General features: G+C 63.6%; 10 protein-coding genes. 3 read left to right on the forward strand and 7 right to left on the reverse strand.

Going from position 1 to position 17,830, the window contains the following annotated elements; translation table 11 throughout:
* Positions 1–969 carry a zinc-binding dehydrogenase gene (locus RS897_RS38255; RefSeq protein ID WP_315833835.1) on the forward strand — a complete coding sequence of 323 codons (969 nt, stop codon included), beginning with the start codon at positions 1–3 and terminating at the stop codon, positions 967–969.
* 57 nt (positions 970–1,026) lie between these two features.
* On the opposite strand, the gene RS897_RS38260 is transcribed toward RS897_RS38255, so the two are convergent.
* The 4 genes from RS897_RS38260 to RS897_RS38275 form a co-directional block, all read right to left on the reverse strand.
* The gene (locus RS897_RS38260) at positions 1,027–5,229 is read right to left on the reverse strand and encodes a beta strand repeat-containing protein (protein ID WP_315833836.1); all 4,203 of its coding nucleotides are present in this window, start codon (positions 5,227–5,229) and stop codon (positions 1,027–1,029) included.
* 53 nt (positions 5,230–5,282) lie between these two features.
* Positions 5,283–6,998 (reverse strand): ShlB/FhaC/HecB family hemolysin secretion/activation protein, encoded by a 1,716-nt coding sequence (locus RS897_RS38265; protein ID WP_315833837.1) that lies wholly within the window; start codon positions 6,996–6,998, stop codon positions 5,283–5,285.
* 245 nt (positions 6,999–7,243) lie between these two features.
* Positions 7,244–8,296, reverse strand: coding sequence for an AraC family transcriptional regulator (locus tag RS897_RS38270; RefSeq protein ID WP_315833838.1), 1,053 nt, complete (start codon positions 8,294–8,296; stop codon positions 7,244–7,246).
* Positions 8,297–8,377: 81 nt separating this feature from the next.
* Positions 8,378–8,608 (reverse strand): hypothetical protein, encoded by a 231-nt coding sequence (locus tag RS897_RS38275; RefSeq protein ID WP_315833839.1) that lies wholly within the window; start codon positions 8,606–8,608, stop codon positions 8,378–8,380.
* Here RS897_RS38275 and RS897_RS38280 point away from each other — a divergent pair.
* Positions 8,523–9,902, forward strand: coding sequence for a cation diffusion facilitator family transporter (locus tag RS897_RS38280; protein WP_484481517.1), 1,380 nt, complete (start codon positions 8,523–8,525; stop codon positions 9,900–9,902). The genes RS897_RS38275 and RS897_RS38280 overlap by 86 nt on opposite strands.
* 218 nt (positions 9,903–10,120) lie before the next feature.
* A complete protein-coding gene (locus tag RS897_RS38285) occupies positions 10,121–12,457 on the forward strand; it encodes a PAS domain-containing sensor histidine kinase (protein ID WP_315833841.1) in 2,337 nt (778 codons plus the stop codon).
* On the opposite strand, the gene RS897_RS38290 is transcribed toward RS897_RS38285, so the two are convergent.
* The 3 genes from RS897_RS38290 to RS897_RS38300 are packed head-to-tail and all read right to left on the reverse strand — an operon-like array spanning position 12,454 to position 17,541.
* On the reverse strand, positions 12,454–15,420 hold the full coding sequence (locus RS897_RS38290; protein WP_315833842.1) for a bifunctional [glutamine synthetase] adenylyltransferase/[glutamine synthetase]-adenylyl-L-tyrosine phosphorylase: 2,967 nt from the start codon (positions 15,418–15,420) through the stop codon (positions 12,454–12,456). The genes RS897_RS38285 and RS897_RS38290 overlap by 4 nt on opposite strands.
* Positions 15,417–16,877, reverse strand: a complete 1,461-nt coding sequence (locus RS897_RS38295) for an ATP-binding protein (protein WP_315833843.1) — start codon at positions 16,875–16,877, stop codon at positions 15,417–15,419. Before RS897_RS38295 ends, RS897_RS38290 begins: the two co-directional genes overlap by 4 nt.
* Positions 16,861–17,541, reverse strand: a complete 681-nt coding sequence (locus RS897_RS38300; RefSeq protein ID WP_315833844.1) for a winged helix-turn-helix domain-containing protein — start codon at positions 17,539–17,541, stop codon at positions 16,861–16,863. The genes RS897_RS38295 and RS897_RS38300 overlap by 17 nt, the downstream gene beginning before the upstream one ends.
* Positions 17,542–17,830: the final 289 nt, after the last annotated feature.

The raw sequence follows: 17,830 nt of genomic DNA on the forward strand, positions 1-17,830 counted from the left end.
ATGAAGGCCTATCTCTACGGCGCCAATGGCGCGGCCATCGCGGAAGCACCGAAGCCGACACCACAGGGCGTCCAGGTTCTGGTGCGCGTGCACGCCTGCGGGCTCAATCGCGCCGACATCGGCATGACCAAGGGCCACGCCCATGGCGCCGCCGGTGGCGTCGGCACCGTGCTCGGCATGGAGTGGGCGGGCGAAGTGGCCGCGGTCGGTCCCGATGCGCAAGGCGTCAAAATCGGCGACCGGGTGATGGGATCGGGAGCGGCGGCGTTCGCGCAATACACCCTCGCCGATCATGGCCGGCTGTTCCAGATCCCGGGCGGCATGAGCTTCGAGGATGCCGCCACGCTGCCCATCGCGCTCACCACCATGCATAACGCGCTGGTCACCAACGGACAGCTGCAGGCCGGTCAGTCCGTGCTGATCCAGGGCGCAAGCTCCGGTGTTGGCCTGATGGCGCTGCAGATCGCGAAACTGAAAGGCGCCAAGCTCGTCGTCGGCTCATCGACCGATCGCGACCGCCGCGAGCGGCTGAAGGAGTTCGGCGCGGATCTCGCCATCGATTCCAGCGATGCCGGCTGGGTCGACCAGGTGCGCGAGGCCACTGACGGCAGAGGTGTCGATCTCATCATCGACCAGGTCTCCGGCAAGGTCGCCAACCAGAACCTGCGCGCCACCAAAGTGCTGGGGCGTATCGTCAACGTCGGGCGGCTCGGCGGCAGCCATGCGGACTTCGATTTCGACACCCATGCGGCGCGGCGCATCCAGTATATTGGCGTGACATTCCGGACCCGATCGATCGAGGAAGTCCGCGAGATCTTCCGGCAGGTCCGCGCCGACATCTGGCCGGCGGTCGAGGCCGGAAAACTCAAGCTGCCGATCGACCAGGTCTATCCGTTCGGCGACATCGCCAAAGCCTTCGCACACATGGAAGCCAACAAGCATCTCGGCAAGATCGTGGTGAAGCTTTAGGCCGGACCACATCCGGGCAGACGGGTAGCGGCAGGGTCCACCGAGGACGGCACGACTTCAGTGCGACGTGGCTCCTGGAGGGCATTGCTGTCCGCCCCCACTGGCCCCGGTGCATTTCGCAGCGCCGAAGGTAATCGCACCGGTGCTTCCAGTCGCGCTGGGGATGGGGACGATTTCGATCTCGGCGGTGTTGTTTCGCACCAGTTCCGCGGCCGGATTGGGCGCGACGACGCCACACATGCCGCTGCCGGCACCAAGGAGAGAACACGCGCCCAAATCCCTCGGAGCCCAGACACTCGCCGTCGCTGTCGCCGTGGTCGTCGTGAGGATGTAGTTGCCCGCGTCCGCACCGCCCAGCGTGAGGCTGGTGATGTTCACCGTCTTGTTCGGTCCGATATTGGCGTCCGTGAAATTGCCGACGGCGCTGCCGATCGTCAGACTGTCGCCTGCCACAAGGCCAGCGAACATCGCACCGGATGTATTCAGCGTCGCCACCGTGGCGCCGTCATAGAACTTGTTCAGGGCTGTGATGCCGGAGACCGCGGAGATCACCGCTTTGTTGATCGTCAGCGCGCCATCGACCCAGGTGATCGCATAGTTCTGGGCGGAGAGGCCGGACGCGGCGATGCTGTAGCTTCCGGCGTTGCGCGCGCCTTGCGCAGTGCCACCGTAGCTGAGCGCGCCGGAGAGCACGCTTGTCCCCTCGCCGTTCACGAGGCCGGAATAGCTGACGCCGTTGCCGCCGGAGAACACCAGGCCATCGTAGGTCCTGGATGCATTGTTGGCGGTGATGACGAGCGGGGCCTTGTTGATGGTGAGCGCGCCGCCGACATAGCTGATGTCGTAATTGCTCGAGGACAAGCCTGACGCTGTCAGGGTATAGCTTCCGGCATTGACCGCGCCCTGCGCCGAACCGCCGTAGGTGAGCGTTCCGGAGAGGACGCCTGTTCCCTCCCCATTGACGAGACCGGCATAGCTGACGCTGCCGCCGGAGAATGCCAAACCATCATAGGTCCTGGACGCGTTGTTGGCGGTGATGACGAGTGGCGCCTTGTTGATGGTGAGCGCGCCATCGACATAGGTGATGTCGTAATTGCCCGAGGTCAGGCCCGACGCGGTCAGGCTATAGCTCCCGGCGTTCACAGCGCCCTGCGCCGTGCCGCCATAGGTGAGCGTGCCGGACAACACGCTCGCCCCCTCGCCATTGACAAGGCCGGAATAGCTGACGCTGCCGCCGGAGAACGCCAGGCCGTCATAGGTCCTGGACGCGTTGGCGGTGATGGTGAGCGGCGCCTTGTCGATGGTCAGCGTGCCCGCGATCGATCCGACATAGACCGCTCCGCTGGTGCTTGTTGGATCGAGAACACCGGGATCGCCCAGGTTGTAGGTCCCGGCCCCCGTCGCGGTGGTGACGGCGCTGCTCCAGTTCAGCGTGACGTTGCCGGCGTTCACGCCCGTGACTGTCAGTCCGCCCAGGGACGCCAGCGTGCCATAGGTGGTGCCGGCCGCGCCTGAAACGTTGACATAGGAGTTGTAGACGGTGTCGCCGAACACCCGCAGCACCGGCATGCCGTTGTTGGCGCCGCTGACGGATTTGCCCCAGACGGTGGCAAAGTCAAAGCCGTTATTGATGAAGGTGAAGGGATCGCGCAGCTGGGCCGTGGTGAGCATGCTGCCATCGCAGATGTTGCGGCTATCACCAGATCCGCCACAGGCGGAGCTCTGTCCCGATGTCTCCCTGTTCGCATAGCTTTGGATGACTTGGCCGCCATCCCAGTTCAGCCCCACAATCGCGCTGACATTGCTGGTCCCCGACACCGTGCCCGCGAAGTAGCTCCGGTTCACGTGGCTTTCCTGATTCATCCCCACCAGCCCGCCGACCACGTCATTTCCTGAAACCGCTCCCGTCGCGTAGGAATCGAGCACCCAAACGGCTTCATTGCTGTGCCCGACCAACCCGCCGACGAACCTCGTCCCGGACACATTGCCAGTCGCGTAAGACTGGCTTGTCACAGCGCCGTACCAGCTGGCTCCCACCAGCCCGCCGACCGAATCGACACCGGACACGTTGCCGGTGGCGTAAGACCGATCCACCCGGCTGTACTGGTTGAACCCCACCAGTCCGCCGGCAGATGTGCCTGTGCCTGCATTTGAACCTGTGCCCGAAACATTGCCGGTGGCGTAACTGTCGCTGATGAAACTGAGGTTGCTGTACCCCGCCAAGCCACCGACAAAGGTGCTGCCAGATACCGTACCCGTGGCATAAGAGTGGCTCACCGTACTCAGGATATAGTCTGCGTCGCCCGGTCCCACCCACGTGCCAATAACAGCAGCGATCAGTCCGCCAGCATTTTTGTCGATGACGGACACATTGCCGGTGGCATATGAGTTGGAGACGGACGTGCCGACGATACGCCCTGCCAGCCCGCCGGCAGCGCCATAGCCCGCAATCGTGCCGGTGGCATATGAGTTGCTGATCGTGGCGAGCCAGGTGTCGCCGACCACGCCGCCGACCAAGGAGCCGCTGCCGGTCACATTGCCCGTGTTGTAAACGTTGCTGAAGGTGTTGTGACCGGCGCTGCTGGTGCCTTCGTAAACCCAGGTACCGCTCGCCCCCACCAGCCCGCCGACGGAATTGTCACCCGTCACGCTGCCGCCTTGCAGGCCGACATTGCGGATAGTCGCGCCATCGATGTAGCCGAACAGGCCGACGTAATTGGTGGTCGGCCGGTTAATGGTCAGGTTGCTGATGCTGTGACCGAGCCCGTCGAAAATGCCGGAAAAGGCAGTGCTGGTATCGCCGTTGCCGCCGATCGGCGTGAAGCCGGCGCCGCCGTTCCAGCCGGCCGTGGCGCTGGCATCGATGTTCGCGCCCAGCACATAGTTGCCGATGAGATTGCTGTTGATGTTCTGCAGGGCATTCAGATCGGTGATCACCGCATAGGTGATGGCGGCGTCGGATCCCTTCTGGGTCTGGAACAGGCTTCCCGCCGCAAGATTGACCGGCGCATTGATGGCGTAGGTGCCGGTGGCCGTGCTCTGCGCGTATTGCAGGACGAGACCGTCACTGCTCGTGGTGCCAGTCGACGTCAGCGGCGCATTGATGGCGATGCTGTTGTCGGCCCGCAGCGTCAGGATGTGCGAGGCCCAGCTGACGGCGGAGTTAACCGTGATGTTGCCCTCATCGGTGCCGGTGCCCGCGGTGGTGACGGTGACGTCGCCGGTTGACAGCGCCGTCTGCAACGCCGCCGCATAAGTGCTGTCGATGGTGATGTTGACGGGGTCGATCAGCCAGCGCCCACCTTGCGTGTCGACTTTCAGATCCTTAGTGAGCTTCACCTTGGCGGCAGACGTTTCAACCGCGCGCGCTCGCAGCGTTCCGCCGGCATTGACCTCGCCGTATTTCATATCGCCGAGCAGCAGGATGCGGCCGTTCTTCTTGCCGATGCTTGCGACCTGCACGGTGCCGGAATTGTTGACGACGCCCTTCATGGCGTCGCTCGCGCCTTTGGCGGTGAGGATGGCCACACCGCCGTCGGCCCGGATCAGCCCCTTGTTCTCGACCAGCGTCTTGACGGTGGAGGCCTTCACCTCGACTGACAGCAGCCCGTCGCCGTTGAAATCGAGCAGCACGTCGGTGCCGGCTGCGAGCGCGGTGCTGCCGGTGATGGTGCCGGCATTGCTGACGGTCGGCGCGATCAGCGCCACCACATGGCCGGAGATGCTGCCCTCATTGACGATCGTGCCGCCGCTGCCGGTGAAACGATAATTGCCGGCGAGGAAATTCTCGTTGCTGATGCCGAGGGTGGAGGCGACGAAACCGCCGGTCTGCACGCTGCCGCTTTTGCCGATCGCAATGCCGTTGGGATTGATCAGGAAGACCTGGCCGTTGGCGTTGAGGCTGCCGAGGATCTGGGACGGGTCCTGCCCGACCACGCGGTTCAACGCGACCGAGGACGCCCCCGGCTGGTTAAAGGTGACGGAGTTGCCGGCGCCGATCGAGAAGCTCTGCCAGTTGGCGATCATTCTGCCGGTGGACTGATTGATGGTCATCCCATTGCCGGACTGGCTGATGGTGGCCTGCCCGGACACGACCTGTCCGCCGGTCGGCAAGGTCTGGCCCGGCGCAGGCGACGTCAGCAGGGCTGCCGCCACCAGCAGGGCAGCCGCCACCAGGACGTACGCCGCGCGTCCCAGTGCTTTCTGCTGGCGAACTCGTATCGCGGACTGAGTTTTTCGCCGTGGCCACGTTGCGCTCACGCGGCTCTTCGGGTCCGGATCATGCTCTCGATTCATGACGTGCCCCTTCGACTTCAGAACCGAACGGCTGCTTGCAGCCAGACTTGATCGTGCCCCGTGCCGCCGTCGGCATTGGTGCCGGTGACGATGGAACGGCCGGGATTGTCTCCCAGGGTGTGCGCCCAGGTGACGGAGACGTTCAGGTTTTCGCGTGTCCACCGCGCAGCAAGGCCGGCGCTGGCGATCCCATAGTCGTTGCAGCCGCAGACCGTGGTCGGAGGAATGCCGTTCAGGCTGGTGTTGATCCAGACCTGGCCGGCATCGACAAAGCCCGCGAGTTGCAGATTGCCTGCGACCGCGGGCACCGGCGCGTTGTAGCGAAGCTCGACGGTGCCGAGCACGCCCATGTCGCCGCGGGCTTCGCCGACGGGATAACCGCGCACGCCGTAGGGCCCGCCCAGCGCGAAATCCTCCGAGGAGTCGAGGTTCTTATCAGCCCACTGTCCATAGAGGCGGCCGAACAGTGCGAAGTTGCCCGGCAAAGTCTGGAGCCTGGCGATCATCGCATTGAGGCGTTGAAACTGGCCCTGGGTCCGCAGTCCCGCCTGATCGGCGGCAAGCGCACCGGCTTCGCGGGAGAGATCGAGATCGCCATAGGTCCAGCCCAGCGACCAGCTGGTGATGCCGCCGCCGATCAACGCGTCACGCATGTCACCATTCAGGCTGAGCGTGCCGGACACGGACCGCTTGTCCTGCAGCCGGCCCACGACGCTGTCGTCGACCAGCGCCTTCCAGTTCAGCGCGCCGCCGAGCTGCAGATTGAGATCGCGCGAGCGCACCAGGGTGTAGTCCAAGCCACTGCTGACGAAATCGGCATGACCTTCGAGGCCGAGCAGGCGACTGGTGTCATCGACGTTGCGGTACTCGAGATGGCTGTAGGTGGCGTTGGCCACGAACCCGCTGGCCCACAGCGGCATGCTGGTGTTCAGCGACCCGAACTGCTGTCCCTGCGAATACACACCGGAGAGCCTTGTCAGGTCGCCATAGCCCGTCACATCGGTGAGCGCGACCAGGGCATTGCCCTGGGCCCGGCCGACGCTGCGGCTGCCGTAATTGTCGCCCCACACACTGGCCGAAAAGATCGGCGCCTGGTCGACGCCGACGACGAGCTTGCTGGTATTGGGCGCGGCCCCCGGCGTCAGCTTCGCCCGCGCCGAGACACCCGGCAGATCGTTGATGCGCAACAGACTGTCTTCCAGATCCGCCTTGGTAACGCTGTCGGCCCGCACGCGTCCCTCGGCGATCGCCCGCAGCAGAGCTTCGCGCACGCGCGCGCCCTTGCCTCTCTCGAACGCGATCTTTTCGAGCGCACCTTCGACGATGTCGAGGGTGACGACACCAGCGGTGATATCCTGCGGCGGCAGGATGGCGCGGGCGAGCAGCCGCCCCTGTCGCTGCAGGCTGGCGGTCACCTGATCGGCCAGCGCGTAAAGCCGCCGGATACCGAGACGCTTGCCCCTGACCGACGCAACCAGCCGTTCACGCTCCGCCGATGGCAACAGTGCCGTCTTGCCGGTGAAGCGCAACGTCCGCACGATGATGGTTTCGCCGCGCTCCGGGATGGCCGCCGGCCGCTGTTGCGGGCGGATGTCGTCCGGCTTTGGAAGTTGCTCCTGCCGCTGCAATTCCTGCTGCCGCTGCTGTTCGCGCAACAGCGACCCGGCATCCTGCGCCAAAGCCGGCTCCACACCACCCAGCAGGAGACCGACGAAAATAGCTCTGCCCCGCACCGCCCTCACCCCAAGTATTGGCCCCAACAGCCTGGGCACAACCTTCAGGCGCATTCGACGAGATGTGACGCCAAGAAGCTCAGCGCCGCATGCGTTGTCTGCGGATATAACGTCAGGCAGTCCCGGCTGGAGCCATGCCACGGGGCTTTCCGCGGCACCAAGGAAAGTTGCCGGCCCAAACTCGATTTCACCTTGCGCGCAAAAATCGGCCTGGAAACTTCACCCTATGCGCAACCGGCCCTGAGTCATGTCCCGGTTTCGGTGATCAGGCGCCACCATGTCTCGCGCGACACTGTCTGTGCGTCCCATTTGTGACGGTCGCGCGCGAGGCTCCGGAATTCCCGCGGGGTCAGGCCGTGCAGCCGCTGGAAGGCGCGGGTGAAGCTTTGCGGATGCACAAACCCGTATCCTTCGGCGATATCCGCGATCGACCTGCCCTTTTGCGTGGAATCCGCCAGGGCAACGCGCGCATGATGCAGGCGCTGCTCCTGGATATAATTCGAGATGCCGCCAGCATTCTGAAACAGGTAAGACAGCTTGCGCGGCGAGATCCCAAAGTGTGCCGCGATGCTGTCGGGCGTCAGCGCCGGGTCCAGCACGCGCTCGATGACATGGCGGCAGATCATATCGAACAGGGCCAAATGCACGCCGGCCGCCGTGTCCTCGCGCACCGAACCGTTGATCACCGCCGCCGCCAATTCCAGTGTCGGCCGAGCCAAGGCCGCGGCCTCGCTGGCGGTCAGGAAAGCGGCCCGCCGGTACAGCGCTGCCAGATGATCCCGGAACATGCCGACCAGTGCGCCACCGCCGGAGAACACCCGCATGTTCTGTTCGTCCGGCGCATTGAGCAGCGGCGCCAGCGACTGGCGCGGGACGAACAGATGAATGCAGGTATAGTCGGGCGTTTCCGTCATCTGCGGCTGCGCGCAATCGAACGTCATGAAATCGCCGCGGCTGCCCAGCGCCTCCTGCCCCGCGAACCGGGCGCGACATCCGCCGTCGATATAGAACTGCAGAACATAATGGCTGACGCCGTCGCGGCCGATCTGATAGCGGGACCGGTCGAAGCTCTGGGCCTGGGTTTTCGCCGTGCCCAGCACCAGTTCGCCAATCTGATAGTATTCGACACGAGCCTCGAAGCGCTCGGGTGATGAATCCTTGAGCCGCGTCTGCCCCAAGAGGCCTACCTGCTCGTGCCAGAGCGCGAGTGCCTGTTTCGACGGCATGCCCTGCGTATCGATCACAAAATGAGGGACCGGCAATCGATCCGTCGTTTCTTCCTTCGATTCCTGTCCCATTCACAACCCATACCGCCCAAGAACCACCACTTGGATAATAATGGGCGCGCGATTGAAAATTCCAGATATTTCGCAGCGGCGTTATTGCGCATGCGGAAGGTCATGCTCTCGCATCGAAAGGTAAAAGCCGACCTCGATCAAGAATAAGTCGCAAGAGCAATCATTGCTGTGATTGTAGGTCGTTAGCGGCTTTGAAGCGGGCTGAGGGGCTGCTAAACCGGCTGCCATGAGTGCCATCGTCCCCACCGTGAAATCCAGGGTCGCCGCCATTTCCATCGCCGCCAGCGCAAGCATGGCGGCGATCAAATTCATCGTCGGCGTCGCGATCGGCAGCATCGCGCTGATCTCCGAAGCGCTGCACAGCTCGATCGACCTGATCGCAACCATTATCACCTGGGCCGTGGTCCGCGTCTCCGACAAGCCGGCCGACGCGGAGCATCATTACGGCCATGGCAAGCTCGAAAGCCTGTCCGCGCTCGGCGTCATCGCCATGCTCTATATTCTCGCCGGCGGTATCGTCGTCGAGTCGTTCAGCCGCCTGCGCGAAGGTGTCGTGCCTACAACGATTTCGGCGCTGCCGTTCGTGGTGCTGGTGGTCGACATCGCGGTGAACCTCTGGCGCGCCCGCGCCCTGCACAGGACGGCACGGGAGACAAGAAGCCAGGCGCTGGAAGCCGACGCCCTGCATTTCACCTCGGACGTGTTCGGCTCGATCGCCGTGATCGTCGGTCTCGGGCTGTTTGCGCTGGGGTACACATGGGGGGACGCCGCCGCCGCCATCGGCGTCGCCGTGATGATCTCGCTGCTCGGACTGCGGCTGGCGCGCTCCACCATCGAAACCCTGCTCGACCAGGCCCCCAAGGGCGCCACCGAAGCCGCAGAAAAAGCCATCCGCGCGGTTCCCGGCGTCATCAACATCGACCGCCTGCGGGTGCGGCTGGTTGGCGCCACCCATTTCGTCGATGCCACCGTCAAGGTGCCGCGCACCTATCCGATCGACAGGATCGACGGCATCAAGCAGAAGGCCGAGCAGGCCGTCGCCGGCGCCCTGCACGACGCGGATCTCACCTTCACCGCCGTGCCGGTGGCGCGCGACAGCGAAACCGTGCGGGAGCGCATCATGGTGATCGCGCGCAATCGCGGCCTCGCCATCCATCATGTCACAGTGCACGACCTTGGCGAGAAACTGACCATCGGCATCGACCTGGAAGTCGACGGCGACATGTCGCTGGTCGATGCGCATGGCGTCACCCAGCAACTCGAGCATGCGATCCGCGACGAGTTCGGTGCCGACGTCGAGGTCGACACCCATATCGAACCGCTGGAACCGGAACTGCCCCATGGCACCGACGCAGTTCCCGAACAGATCGAAACAATTCAGCAGGCGCTCACACGCATCGCCGCGGACTCCGGCACCATCAGCGATATTCATAACGTCAGGGTACGCGACAGCGACGCCGGGTTGATCGTGAATTTTCACTGTCGGGCGAAGCCAGCAATGAGCGTGACTGAAGTTCACGAGAACGTCGACGCGATCGAACGCGCGTTGCGGCGTTCGTTCCCCGGCGTGAAGCGGGTGATCAGCCACGCCGAGCCCGAGCGCTGACGATCCAATGTCGTCGTTCGACCCGACGCCGTTCCTGTTTCGGACTCATTCCAGACCGTTTTCAAATACCGATTCTCCTTGGGACAAGAAATTTTTTGCATTAACGAATCGTTGACTCTCGACAGGGTCGGCAAACTGGATTCATAATGACTTCGATTCGGAGTGATGCTGCACATCCTTCGGTCAAGGGGCGGCTGGCATTCCGGGGGAGTTAAGGCATGGTGCGCGCACACGCGACGAGCGCGTGCGTCCAATCCGATTCGATCAAAGGATTGGCGCAGTCGATCGCGAAACCGGCCTATCACCGCCTGCTGATTGCCGAGCCCGCACTGCGGCGCGCAGTCCCCACTTTGATCATCGCCTTCCTGTTAACCATCTGCATCGGCGCCTTCGTCCAGGTCGTCGATCAGACCCGGCAGAAGCGCGCGTCCATGAAGCGCGACCTCGCCGCTTTGGCCGATCTGCTCGCCGAACGCCTCGACCACACGGCCGTGACGCGATCGGATCGCGCCTCGCTCGACCGCGCGCCATCGTCGGAACGTTTGCAGAGCCTGCTGCCCGGCCTGATCCCGGCCTGGGGCGTGGCCGGCGGACGGCATGTCATTATCGCGAATGCCGAGCGGCGCCTGCTCGCCCACGTCCCGATCGATGTCGCTACCGACGAGATCGGCAGCATTCTCGAAACCATCAGCGCCCTGCAAGCCCCGGCAGATTCCGGAAGCCAGGCGCCGATCATCGAGCTCACACTGTCCAGCGGCACCAAGGCCCTCGCTACCCAGCGCGCCATCAAATCGATGTCGGGCCAGGTTGTCGTCGTCCAGGAGCAAAACGACTCGCTGTGGCGGTCGGATGCCGCGCTGTCGGTCACGCTGTCGGCGACGACCGGTTTTGTCGTCCTGATCCTGGGCTTTGCCTTCCACTGGCAATCCACCCGCGCCCGTGAAGGCGACATCATCAATGACGCGGTGCGCGGCCGGATCGACACCGCGCTCAATCGCGGCCGTTGCGGACTGTGGGACTGGGATCTGTCGCGCGGCAAGATCTTCTGGTCGCAATCGATGTTCACCTTGCTGGGCCTGGAAAGCCGCAACGACCTCCTGACCTTCGGCGAGGTCAATGCGCTGGTCAATTCCGATGACATCGACTTGTTCGAAATCGCCAATCAGCTGGTGTCGGGACAGATCACCTCCATCGATCATGCGTTCCGGATGCGCCATGTCAGCGGCCACTGGATCTGGCTGCGGGTGCGCTGCGAACTGGCCACTGGCGGCGAAGGCGAAATCCACCTGATCGGGATCGCGGTCGACATTACCGAACAGAAGAGCCTCGCGGAAAAAACCATCGAAGCCGACCTGCGGCTGCGCGACGCCATCGAAACCATCCCGGAAGCCTTTGTGCTGTGGGACGCCGACAACCGCCTGGTGCTCTGCAACTCCTACTTCCAGCGCCTGCACAAGCTTCCTGACTCCGCGATCATTCCCGGCACCTCATTCGAGACCGTCAGCGAGGTCGGGCGGATGCCGGAGGTCCGGACCCGGCGCCGCGAAACCAGCGCACTGGCCCCGGGTGCGCGGACCTTCGAAGCCCAGCTCGACGACGGCAGCTGGCTCAACATCAGCGAGCGGCGCACCAAGGACGGCGGCTATGTCTCCGTCGGCACCGATATCTCGCAGATCAAGCATCATGAACAGAAGCTGGTCGAGAACGATCTGCGTCTGCGCGCCACCGTCGAAGATCTCAAACGCACCCAATCGACGCTGGAGCGGCAGGCCCAGGAGCTGGCCGATCTCGCCCAGAAATATGCCGAGGAAAAGTATCGCGCCGAGGAAGCCAACCAAACCAAGTCCAAGTTCCTCGCCAATATGAGCCACGAACTGCGAACCCCGCTCAATGCCATCATCGGCTTCTCCGAGATCATGGGCAGCGGCATGTTCGGCACCCTGGGATCGGACAAATATCAGGAGTACTGCCAGGACATCCTGATGAGCGGCCGTTACCTGCTCGAAGTGATCAACGACATTCTCGACATGTCTAAGATCGAAGCCGGCCGCATGAAGCTCGACCTGGAGCCGATCGATTTCGAACAGACACTATCGGAGTCGCTGCGGGTGGTGTCCGGACGCGCCGAGAACAAGGGACTGTCGCTTCAGGCGCAGCTCGCCAGCGACGTCACCGTCACGGCCGACCGGCGCGCCATGAAGCAGATCGCGATCAACCTGCTCTCGAACGCAGTCAAGTTCACGCCGGATGGCGGAACAATCACGGTTCGCAGCCGGGCACTGAGCGACTCCGTCGTGTTGATGATCGCCGACACCGGCATCGGCATCACCCGGCAATCCCTGCTGCGGCTCGGACGCCCATTCGAGCAGGTCGAGAGCCAGCTCACGAAATCCTATCACGGATCAGGCCTGGGTCTCGCGATCGCCAAGTCGCTGACGCGCCTTCACGGCGGATCGATGCGGCTGCGCTCGAAGATCGGCCGCGGAACCGTGGTGTATGTCACGATCCCACGCAATTGCACTGAAGCCCCCGCGATCGTTTCCGTGGCTGCCTAGACCTCGCTGCCCAGCAGTTCCAGAAAAATCTGCCGGACATCGACCTGGATTTCGCGTACGCGCGCCTCGAGCACGGAGAAATTCGGCGCATCGCCCGCGCGCGCCAGGATCCGCAGCAGATCCTCACCGGCCGTGGCAGGCTGGAATTTCGCGCTGACGCACAGCCGCAGGATCTGGGTCAAATCCTGATAGAGCCGCACGGCCGAGCGCAGGATATCGGCGGCCGCCGACGACAGCAGACCAAGCCGTGCCGCATTTTCCAGCACCTGCAAGGTGCTGACACTCAGGATTTCGGGTTTCGTCGCAGCGTGGACGAGCTGCAGGTATTGCGCGATAAATTCGATATCGACCAGGCCGCCGGACGCGTATTTCAAATCCCAGATATCGCTCTCGCCCTTTTCTTCGCCGATGGCGCCGCGCATTTCCAGCACGTCGTTGGCGATGATGTCGCGTTCGCGCGGCCGGGTCAGCACGTCGCTGATGGTCTTTTCGATCCGTGCCTTCAGCGCCGGAGACGAGGAGATCACGCGCGCGCGGGTCAGCGCCATGTGCTCCCAGGTCCAGGCTTCGCTCTCCTGATAGTCGGCGAAGGCCCCCAAACGCGACGCCACCGGTCCGGCGCGTCCGGACGGCCGCAACCGCATGTCGACGTCATACAGCACGCCGTAATTGGTCCGTGTCGTGAACGCGCTGATCAAGCGCTGCGTCAGACGGGCGAAATACTGCGCACCATGCAGTGAACGGCTTCCGTCGGAATCCGGATGATCGTCGTCGAAATCGTAAATCAGGATCAGATCGAGATCGGACGACGCCGTCATCTCGCGGCTGCCGAGTTTGCCCATGGCGAGAATGGCGGTTTCCTGCCCCCTGATGCGGCCATACTGGTTGGCGAACAGGGCGGACACCAGGTCATGCACGGTCCGGACGATCCCCTCCGCCACGTCGGCGAACGCGACGCTGGCATGCTGCGCCGACACCGTTCCCGACAAGATCCGCGCACCGATCAGAAACAGGCTTTCCTGCCCGAACAGCCGCAGACGGTCGAGAAACTCCTCGTAGGACGCGGCATCGCCGAGCGTCGCGACAAGCCGCTCTGAAATCTCGCGCTGGTCGGGCATCGCGCCGAAAAAGCGCGGGTCGATCAGGCCATCCATGATCTGCGGCTGTCGCGCCAGCATGTCGCCGAGACGCGGCGCCGCGCCGAGAATCAGCGCAACCAATTTGACGAGGTCGCTGTTCTGGCTGAGCAGCGCGATCAGCCGGCCACCGCGCTGCAACGCCTGCAGGAAACGGTCGAAGGCGGTAACCGCCGCGTCCGGATCTTCGGCCTTGGCGAGTCCCGCGATCAACGCAGGAACGAACTCCGCGAAGGCACGGTGCGTGGCTTCCACCCTGAACGCACGATAGTCACCCCGCAGCCAGTTCTGGATGCTTTCGGCAACCATGCGCGGCTTCTTGAAGCCCAGCCCGACAAGGTGCTCGAGCAGACGCGTGTCATCAGGGCCTGTGCCATAGTCGACCGACGGCAGCTTGGCGGTGCCGGTCGGGTCGCCCTCGAACAGCTTGCTGTAATGCCCCTGCACGCAGTTGAGATGCGCCAGCAAGTCCTCGGAAAATCGGTCGCGATTTTCATAACCGAAGAACCGCGCAAAGCGTTCGATCGCCTCGACATCCTCCGGCAGCGAATGGGTCTGCTCATCGGCGATCATCTGCAGCCGATGCTCGACGCGCCGCAAGAACTCATAGGCCACGGTCAATTCGTCCCGCGCCTCGAATGTAATCCAGTTCCGCTCTGCCAGAATATTGAGGGCTTCGAGGGTCGGCCGGACCCGCAATTCCGGATGCCGGCCGCCGGCGATCAATTGCTGGGTCTGGGCAAAAAATTCGATTTCGCGGATACCGCCCCGCCCGATCTTGACGTTGTGCCCCTCAACGGCGATCTCGGCGTGTCCCTTGAACGCCTGCATCTGCCGCTTCATGTCGTGCACATCGGTCAAGGCGGCAAAATCGAGATGTTTGCGCCAGACGAAGGGAGCGATTTCGGCGATCAACGCTTCTCCCGCTTCAAGATCCCCGGCACAGGGCCGCGCCTTGATCATGGCGGCGCGCTCCCACGTCCGCCCTTCCCGTTCGTAGTAATTCAGGGCCATCGCGGTGGAAATCGCCACCGGTGTGGAGGCCGGATCGGGCCGCAGCCGCAGATCGACCCGGAACACATAGCCGTCGGCGGTGCGCTGCTGCAGCATGCGGGACATTCCCTGGGCCACGCGAACGAAGAACGGCTGCGGCTCGATGTCGCGCGCCAGGGTCGGCGCATCGAGATTGAAAAACACGATCAGGTCGATATCGCTGGAGTAATTGAGTTCGCCCGCCCCCATCTTGCCCATGGCCAGCACGACCAGACCACTGCCCTCCTCCGCGCGATCGGAGTTCGGCGGCAGCAGGCGATCGCGGCCGGCCTCCTGTGCCAGCAGAAAGCGCAAGGCGCTTTGCACGGACATGACGGCGATATCGGTCAGCGCCTGGGTGACGCGCATCACCGGCCAGACGCCGCCGATGTCACAAAGCGCCGTCAGCAGAGCTGCTTCCGACTTCATCCGCCGCAGCAATTGCATCACGTCGGCTTCGCTGTCCGCATGAGCAATCGCGGCGGCGGTTCCCTCGATCAAAGTCGCAAGACGATCGTCCGGCTCGCAGACCAGCAGGCGCGTCACACGCTCGGCGTCAATCCGCACCAGATCAAACAGGTAAGGTGACGCCTCGGCGATGCCGGCAAAGATTGTCTTTGCGTTCGGATAACGTTCGAACAGGGCGCGGATCGAAGCCGCCTGTTCCGGCGTGACATCGCCAAGCCAGTCATCGAAACGTCGCAATGCGGCGTCCGGCGCAGACAAATACGGCACGCTGACAAGACGCGCCGCAAGGATCGAAGCGTCCGCGTCGCCCTTCGCGGGTGAGATCATGCGATCTTTTGTTCCAGCGGCTCCGGAATTGCAAGTCTCGAAGCGGGCTGGCTGGGAAGCGCCAGGGTGGCCCGCAATCCCGGCTGGCCATCGCTGAGCCGCAGATCGCCGCCGTGCAGGGTCGCCACCGCTGCGGCCAGGCTCAAGCCCAGGCCCAGGCCCGAACCGGGCTGGGTGCGGCTGGCCTCGAGACGCACAAAACGTTCCACGGCGCGCTGCCGATCCGCTTCCGGAATTCCGGGTCCATGGTCGGTCACACTGAGAAGCACGGTATCGCCGCTGCGCTGAGCTTCGATCAGAATATCAGGCTTCAGCGGCGCAACGGTCCGCGCCGCCTCGCCTTTGTCCGCCGGAATCCCGTATTTGATGGCGTTCTCGACCAGATTCGCCAGCGCCTGACTGATCAACTCCCGGTTCCCGTGCACGGTTGCGGACACGGCTTCGACGGTCAGGGTCAGCCCCTTGTCTTCCGCCAGCGGCTCGTAGAGCTCCTGGATGCCGTGGGCGACTTCGGCAACGTCGAAATCCACCATGTTGTCGCGCGCCTGGCCGGATTCCGCGCGCGCGATCATCAAGAGCGCATTGAAGGTCCGGATCAATCCATCGGATTCATCGATCGTCCGCTCCAGCGCCGCCCGGTATTCGCCTTCATTGCTCGATTTCGCCAAAGCCTCCTCGGCGCGGTTGCGCAAGCGGGTCAGCGGCGTTTTCAGGTCATGGGCGATGTTGTCGGACACTTCCTTGAGCCCGGCCATCAGCGCTTCGATGCGCTCCAGCATGGCATTGAGATTTTCCGCCAGGCGGTCGATCTCGTCACCGCTGCGCCCAACCGGAAGACGCTCGCTGAGATCGCCCGCCATGATCCGCTGGGTGGTGCCGGTCATCGCGTCGATCCGCCGCAGCACGCGACGGGCGACGAAGACCCCGCCTGCAAGGCCCAGCACCACCACAATCAGAACCGACCACTGCGCGGCCGAGGCGACAATGCCGAAAATTCGGCGCCGCTCCTCGAGATCGCGCCCGATCAACAGGCGGAAGCCGCCCGACATTTCGGATACCCGGACCAGCGCGCGGTGGTCGAACTTGTCCCGCTCGTCCAGGCGACGGTACACCGCCTCCGACCAACCGATGTGATTCATGACGCCCGGCGCCAACGAACCGACATTGCCCGCCAGCGCCTGCCCCGCAGCCGTCGTGATCAGATAGAGATTGGCGCCCGGCCGCAAAGCGCGGTTTTCAATCGCATAGACGAGGCCGCGCAGGCCTCCCCGCGAATACTCGTCCCCCATCTCGATGAATTCGGAATTCACCGTCGTGGTGATCTGCTCGGTGACCAGCCGGCGCGTATTCCAGGCGAAATAGCCCAGCAGCGAGGCTGCAAACAATGCGAACAGGAAAAGATAGACCAGGGTCAGCCGGAACGCAGTGGTCCGGATCAGTTTACCGAAGGCCGTCACGGATCATGTATCCGGCGCCGCGAATGGTGTGGAGCAAGGGCCGGGCGAACCCCTTGTCGATCTTCGAGCGCAATCGCGAGATATGGACGTCGATGACATTGGTCTGCGGATCGAAGTGATAATCCCAGACGTTCTCCAGCAACATGGTGCGCGTCACCACTTGGCCGGCGTGTTTCATCAAATACTCGAGCAGGCGAAATTCACGCGGCTGCAGGGTCAGTTCATCCTGGCCACGCACCACCCGGTGTGACAACCGATCGAGCTCGAGATCACCGACCCGGTAACTGGTTTCCTCGGACGGTCCGCTGTTGCGACGCGACAGCACTTCGACACGGGCCAGCAGCTCCGAGAACGAATAGGGCTTCGGCAAGTAATCATCGCCGCCCGCGCGCAAACCCTTCACGCGGTCATCGACCTGGCCGAGCGCAGATAGAATCAGCGCCGGCGTCCGGTCGCCCTTGCCGCGCAGCGTACCGATGACAGACAGTCCGTCACGCTTGGGCAGCATGCGATCCACGATCAGCACGTCGTAGTCGCCGGTTTCAGCCAGCGACAAGCCTTCTTCGCCATCGGCAGCGAGCTCGGCAACATGGCCTACCTCGCGAAAAGCTTTCACGAGATAGTCCGCCGACTCGCGGTCATCTTCAATAATCAGCAGACGCATCTGTTTATCTGTCGGGGTCAAGAACGCTTCGCCTTCTTCACCATGGCGCGAGGATGATCCTCATGCAAGGCCATGACAGGTTTCCATTGCAGCAGAACGGGCGACGAAGCTGGGGAAACCTCGCCGCCCGCCTAGTCCTTCCGACGGAGGGGGGCATGAGTCCACCGGAAGGTAACCTCAGCGCGCTATCGAAACCGCGCTCTCTGTAGGTGGGGGACGGGCTTTAGGCCCGCCCCCCGGAAAGGACCGTCGGCGGGGGCGACATTGCCGGCGATACTCTCCAACTCGT

The sequence above is a fragment of the Bradyrhizobium prioriisuperbiae genome, assembly GCF_032397745.1.
Lineage (GTDB): Bacteria > Pseudomonadota > Alphaproteobacteria > Rhizobiales > Xanthobacteraceae > Bradyrhizobium_A > Bradyrhizobium_A prioriisuperbiae.

Bases quoted from the DNA above. Each gene is read 5' to 3' on its own strand.
- RS897_RS38255 (WP_315833835.1), top strand. From the start codon at position 1: ATGAAGGCCTATCTCTACGGCGCCAATGGCGCGGCCATCGCGGAAGCA.
- RS897_RS38270 (WP_315833838.1), bottom strand. From the start codon at position 8,296: ATGGGACAGGAATCGAAGGAAGAAACGACGGATCGATTGCCGGTCCCT.
- RS897_RS38280 (WP_484481517.1), top strand. From the start codon at position 8,523: ATGAGTGCCATCGTCCCCACCGTGAAATCCAGGGTCGCCGCCATTTCC.
- RS897_RS38275 (WP_315833839.1), bottom strand. From the start codon at position 8,608: ATGAATTTGATCGCCGCCATGCTTGCGCTGGCGGCGATGGAAATGGCG.
- RS897_RS38285 (WP_315833841.1), top strand. From the start codon at position 10,121: ATGGTGCGCGCACACGCGACGAGCGCGTGCGTCCAATCCGATTCGATC.
- RS897_RS38290 (WP_315833842.1), bottom strand. From the start codon at position 15,420: ATGATCTCACCCGCGAAGGGCGACGCGGACGCTTCGATCCTTGCGGCG.
- RS897_RS38300 (WP_315833844.1), bottom strand. From the start codon at position 17,541: ATGCGTCTGCTGATTATTGAAGATGACCGCGAGTCGGCGGACTATCTC.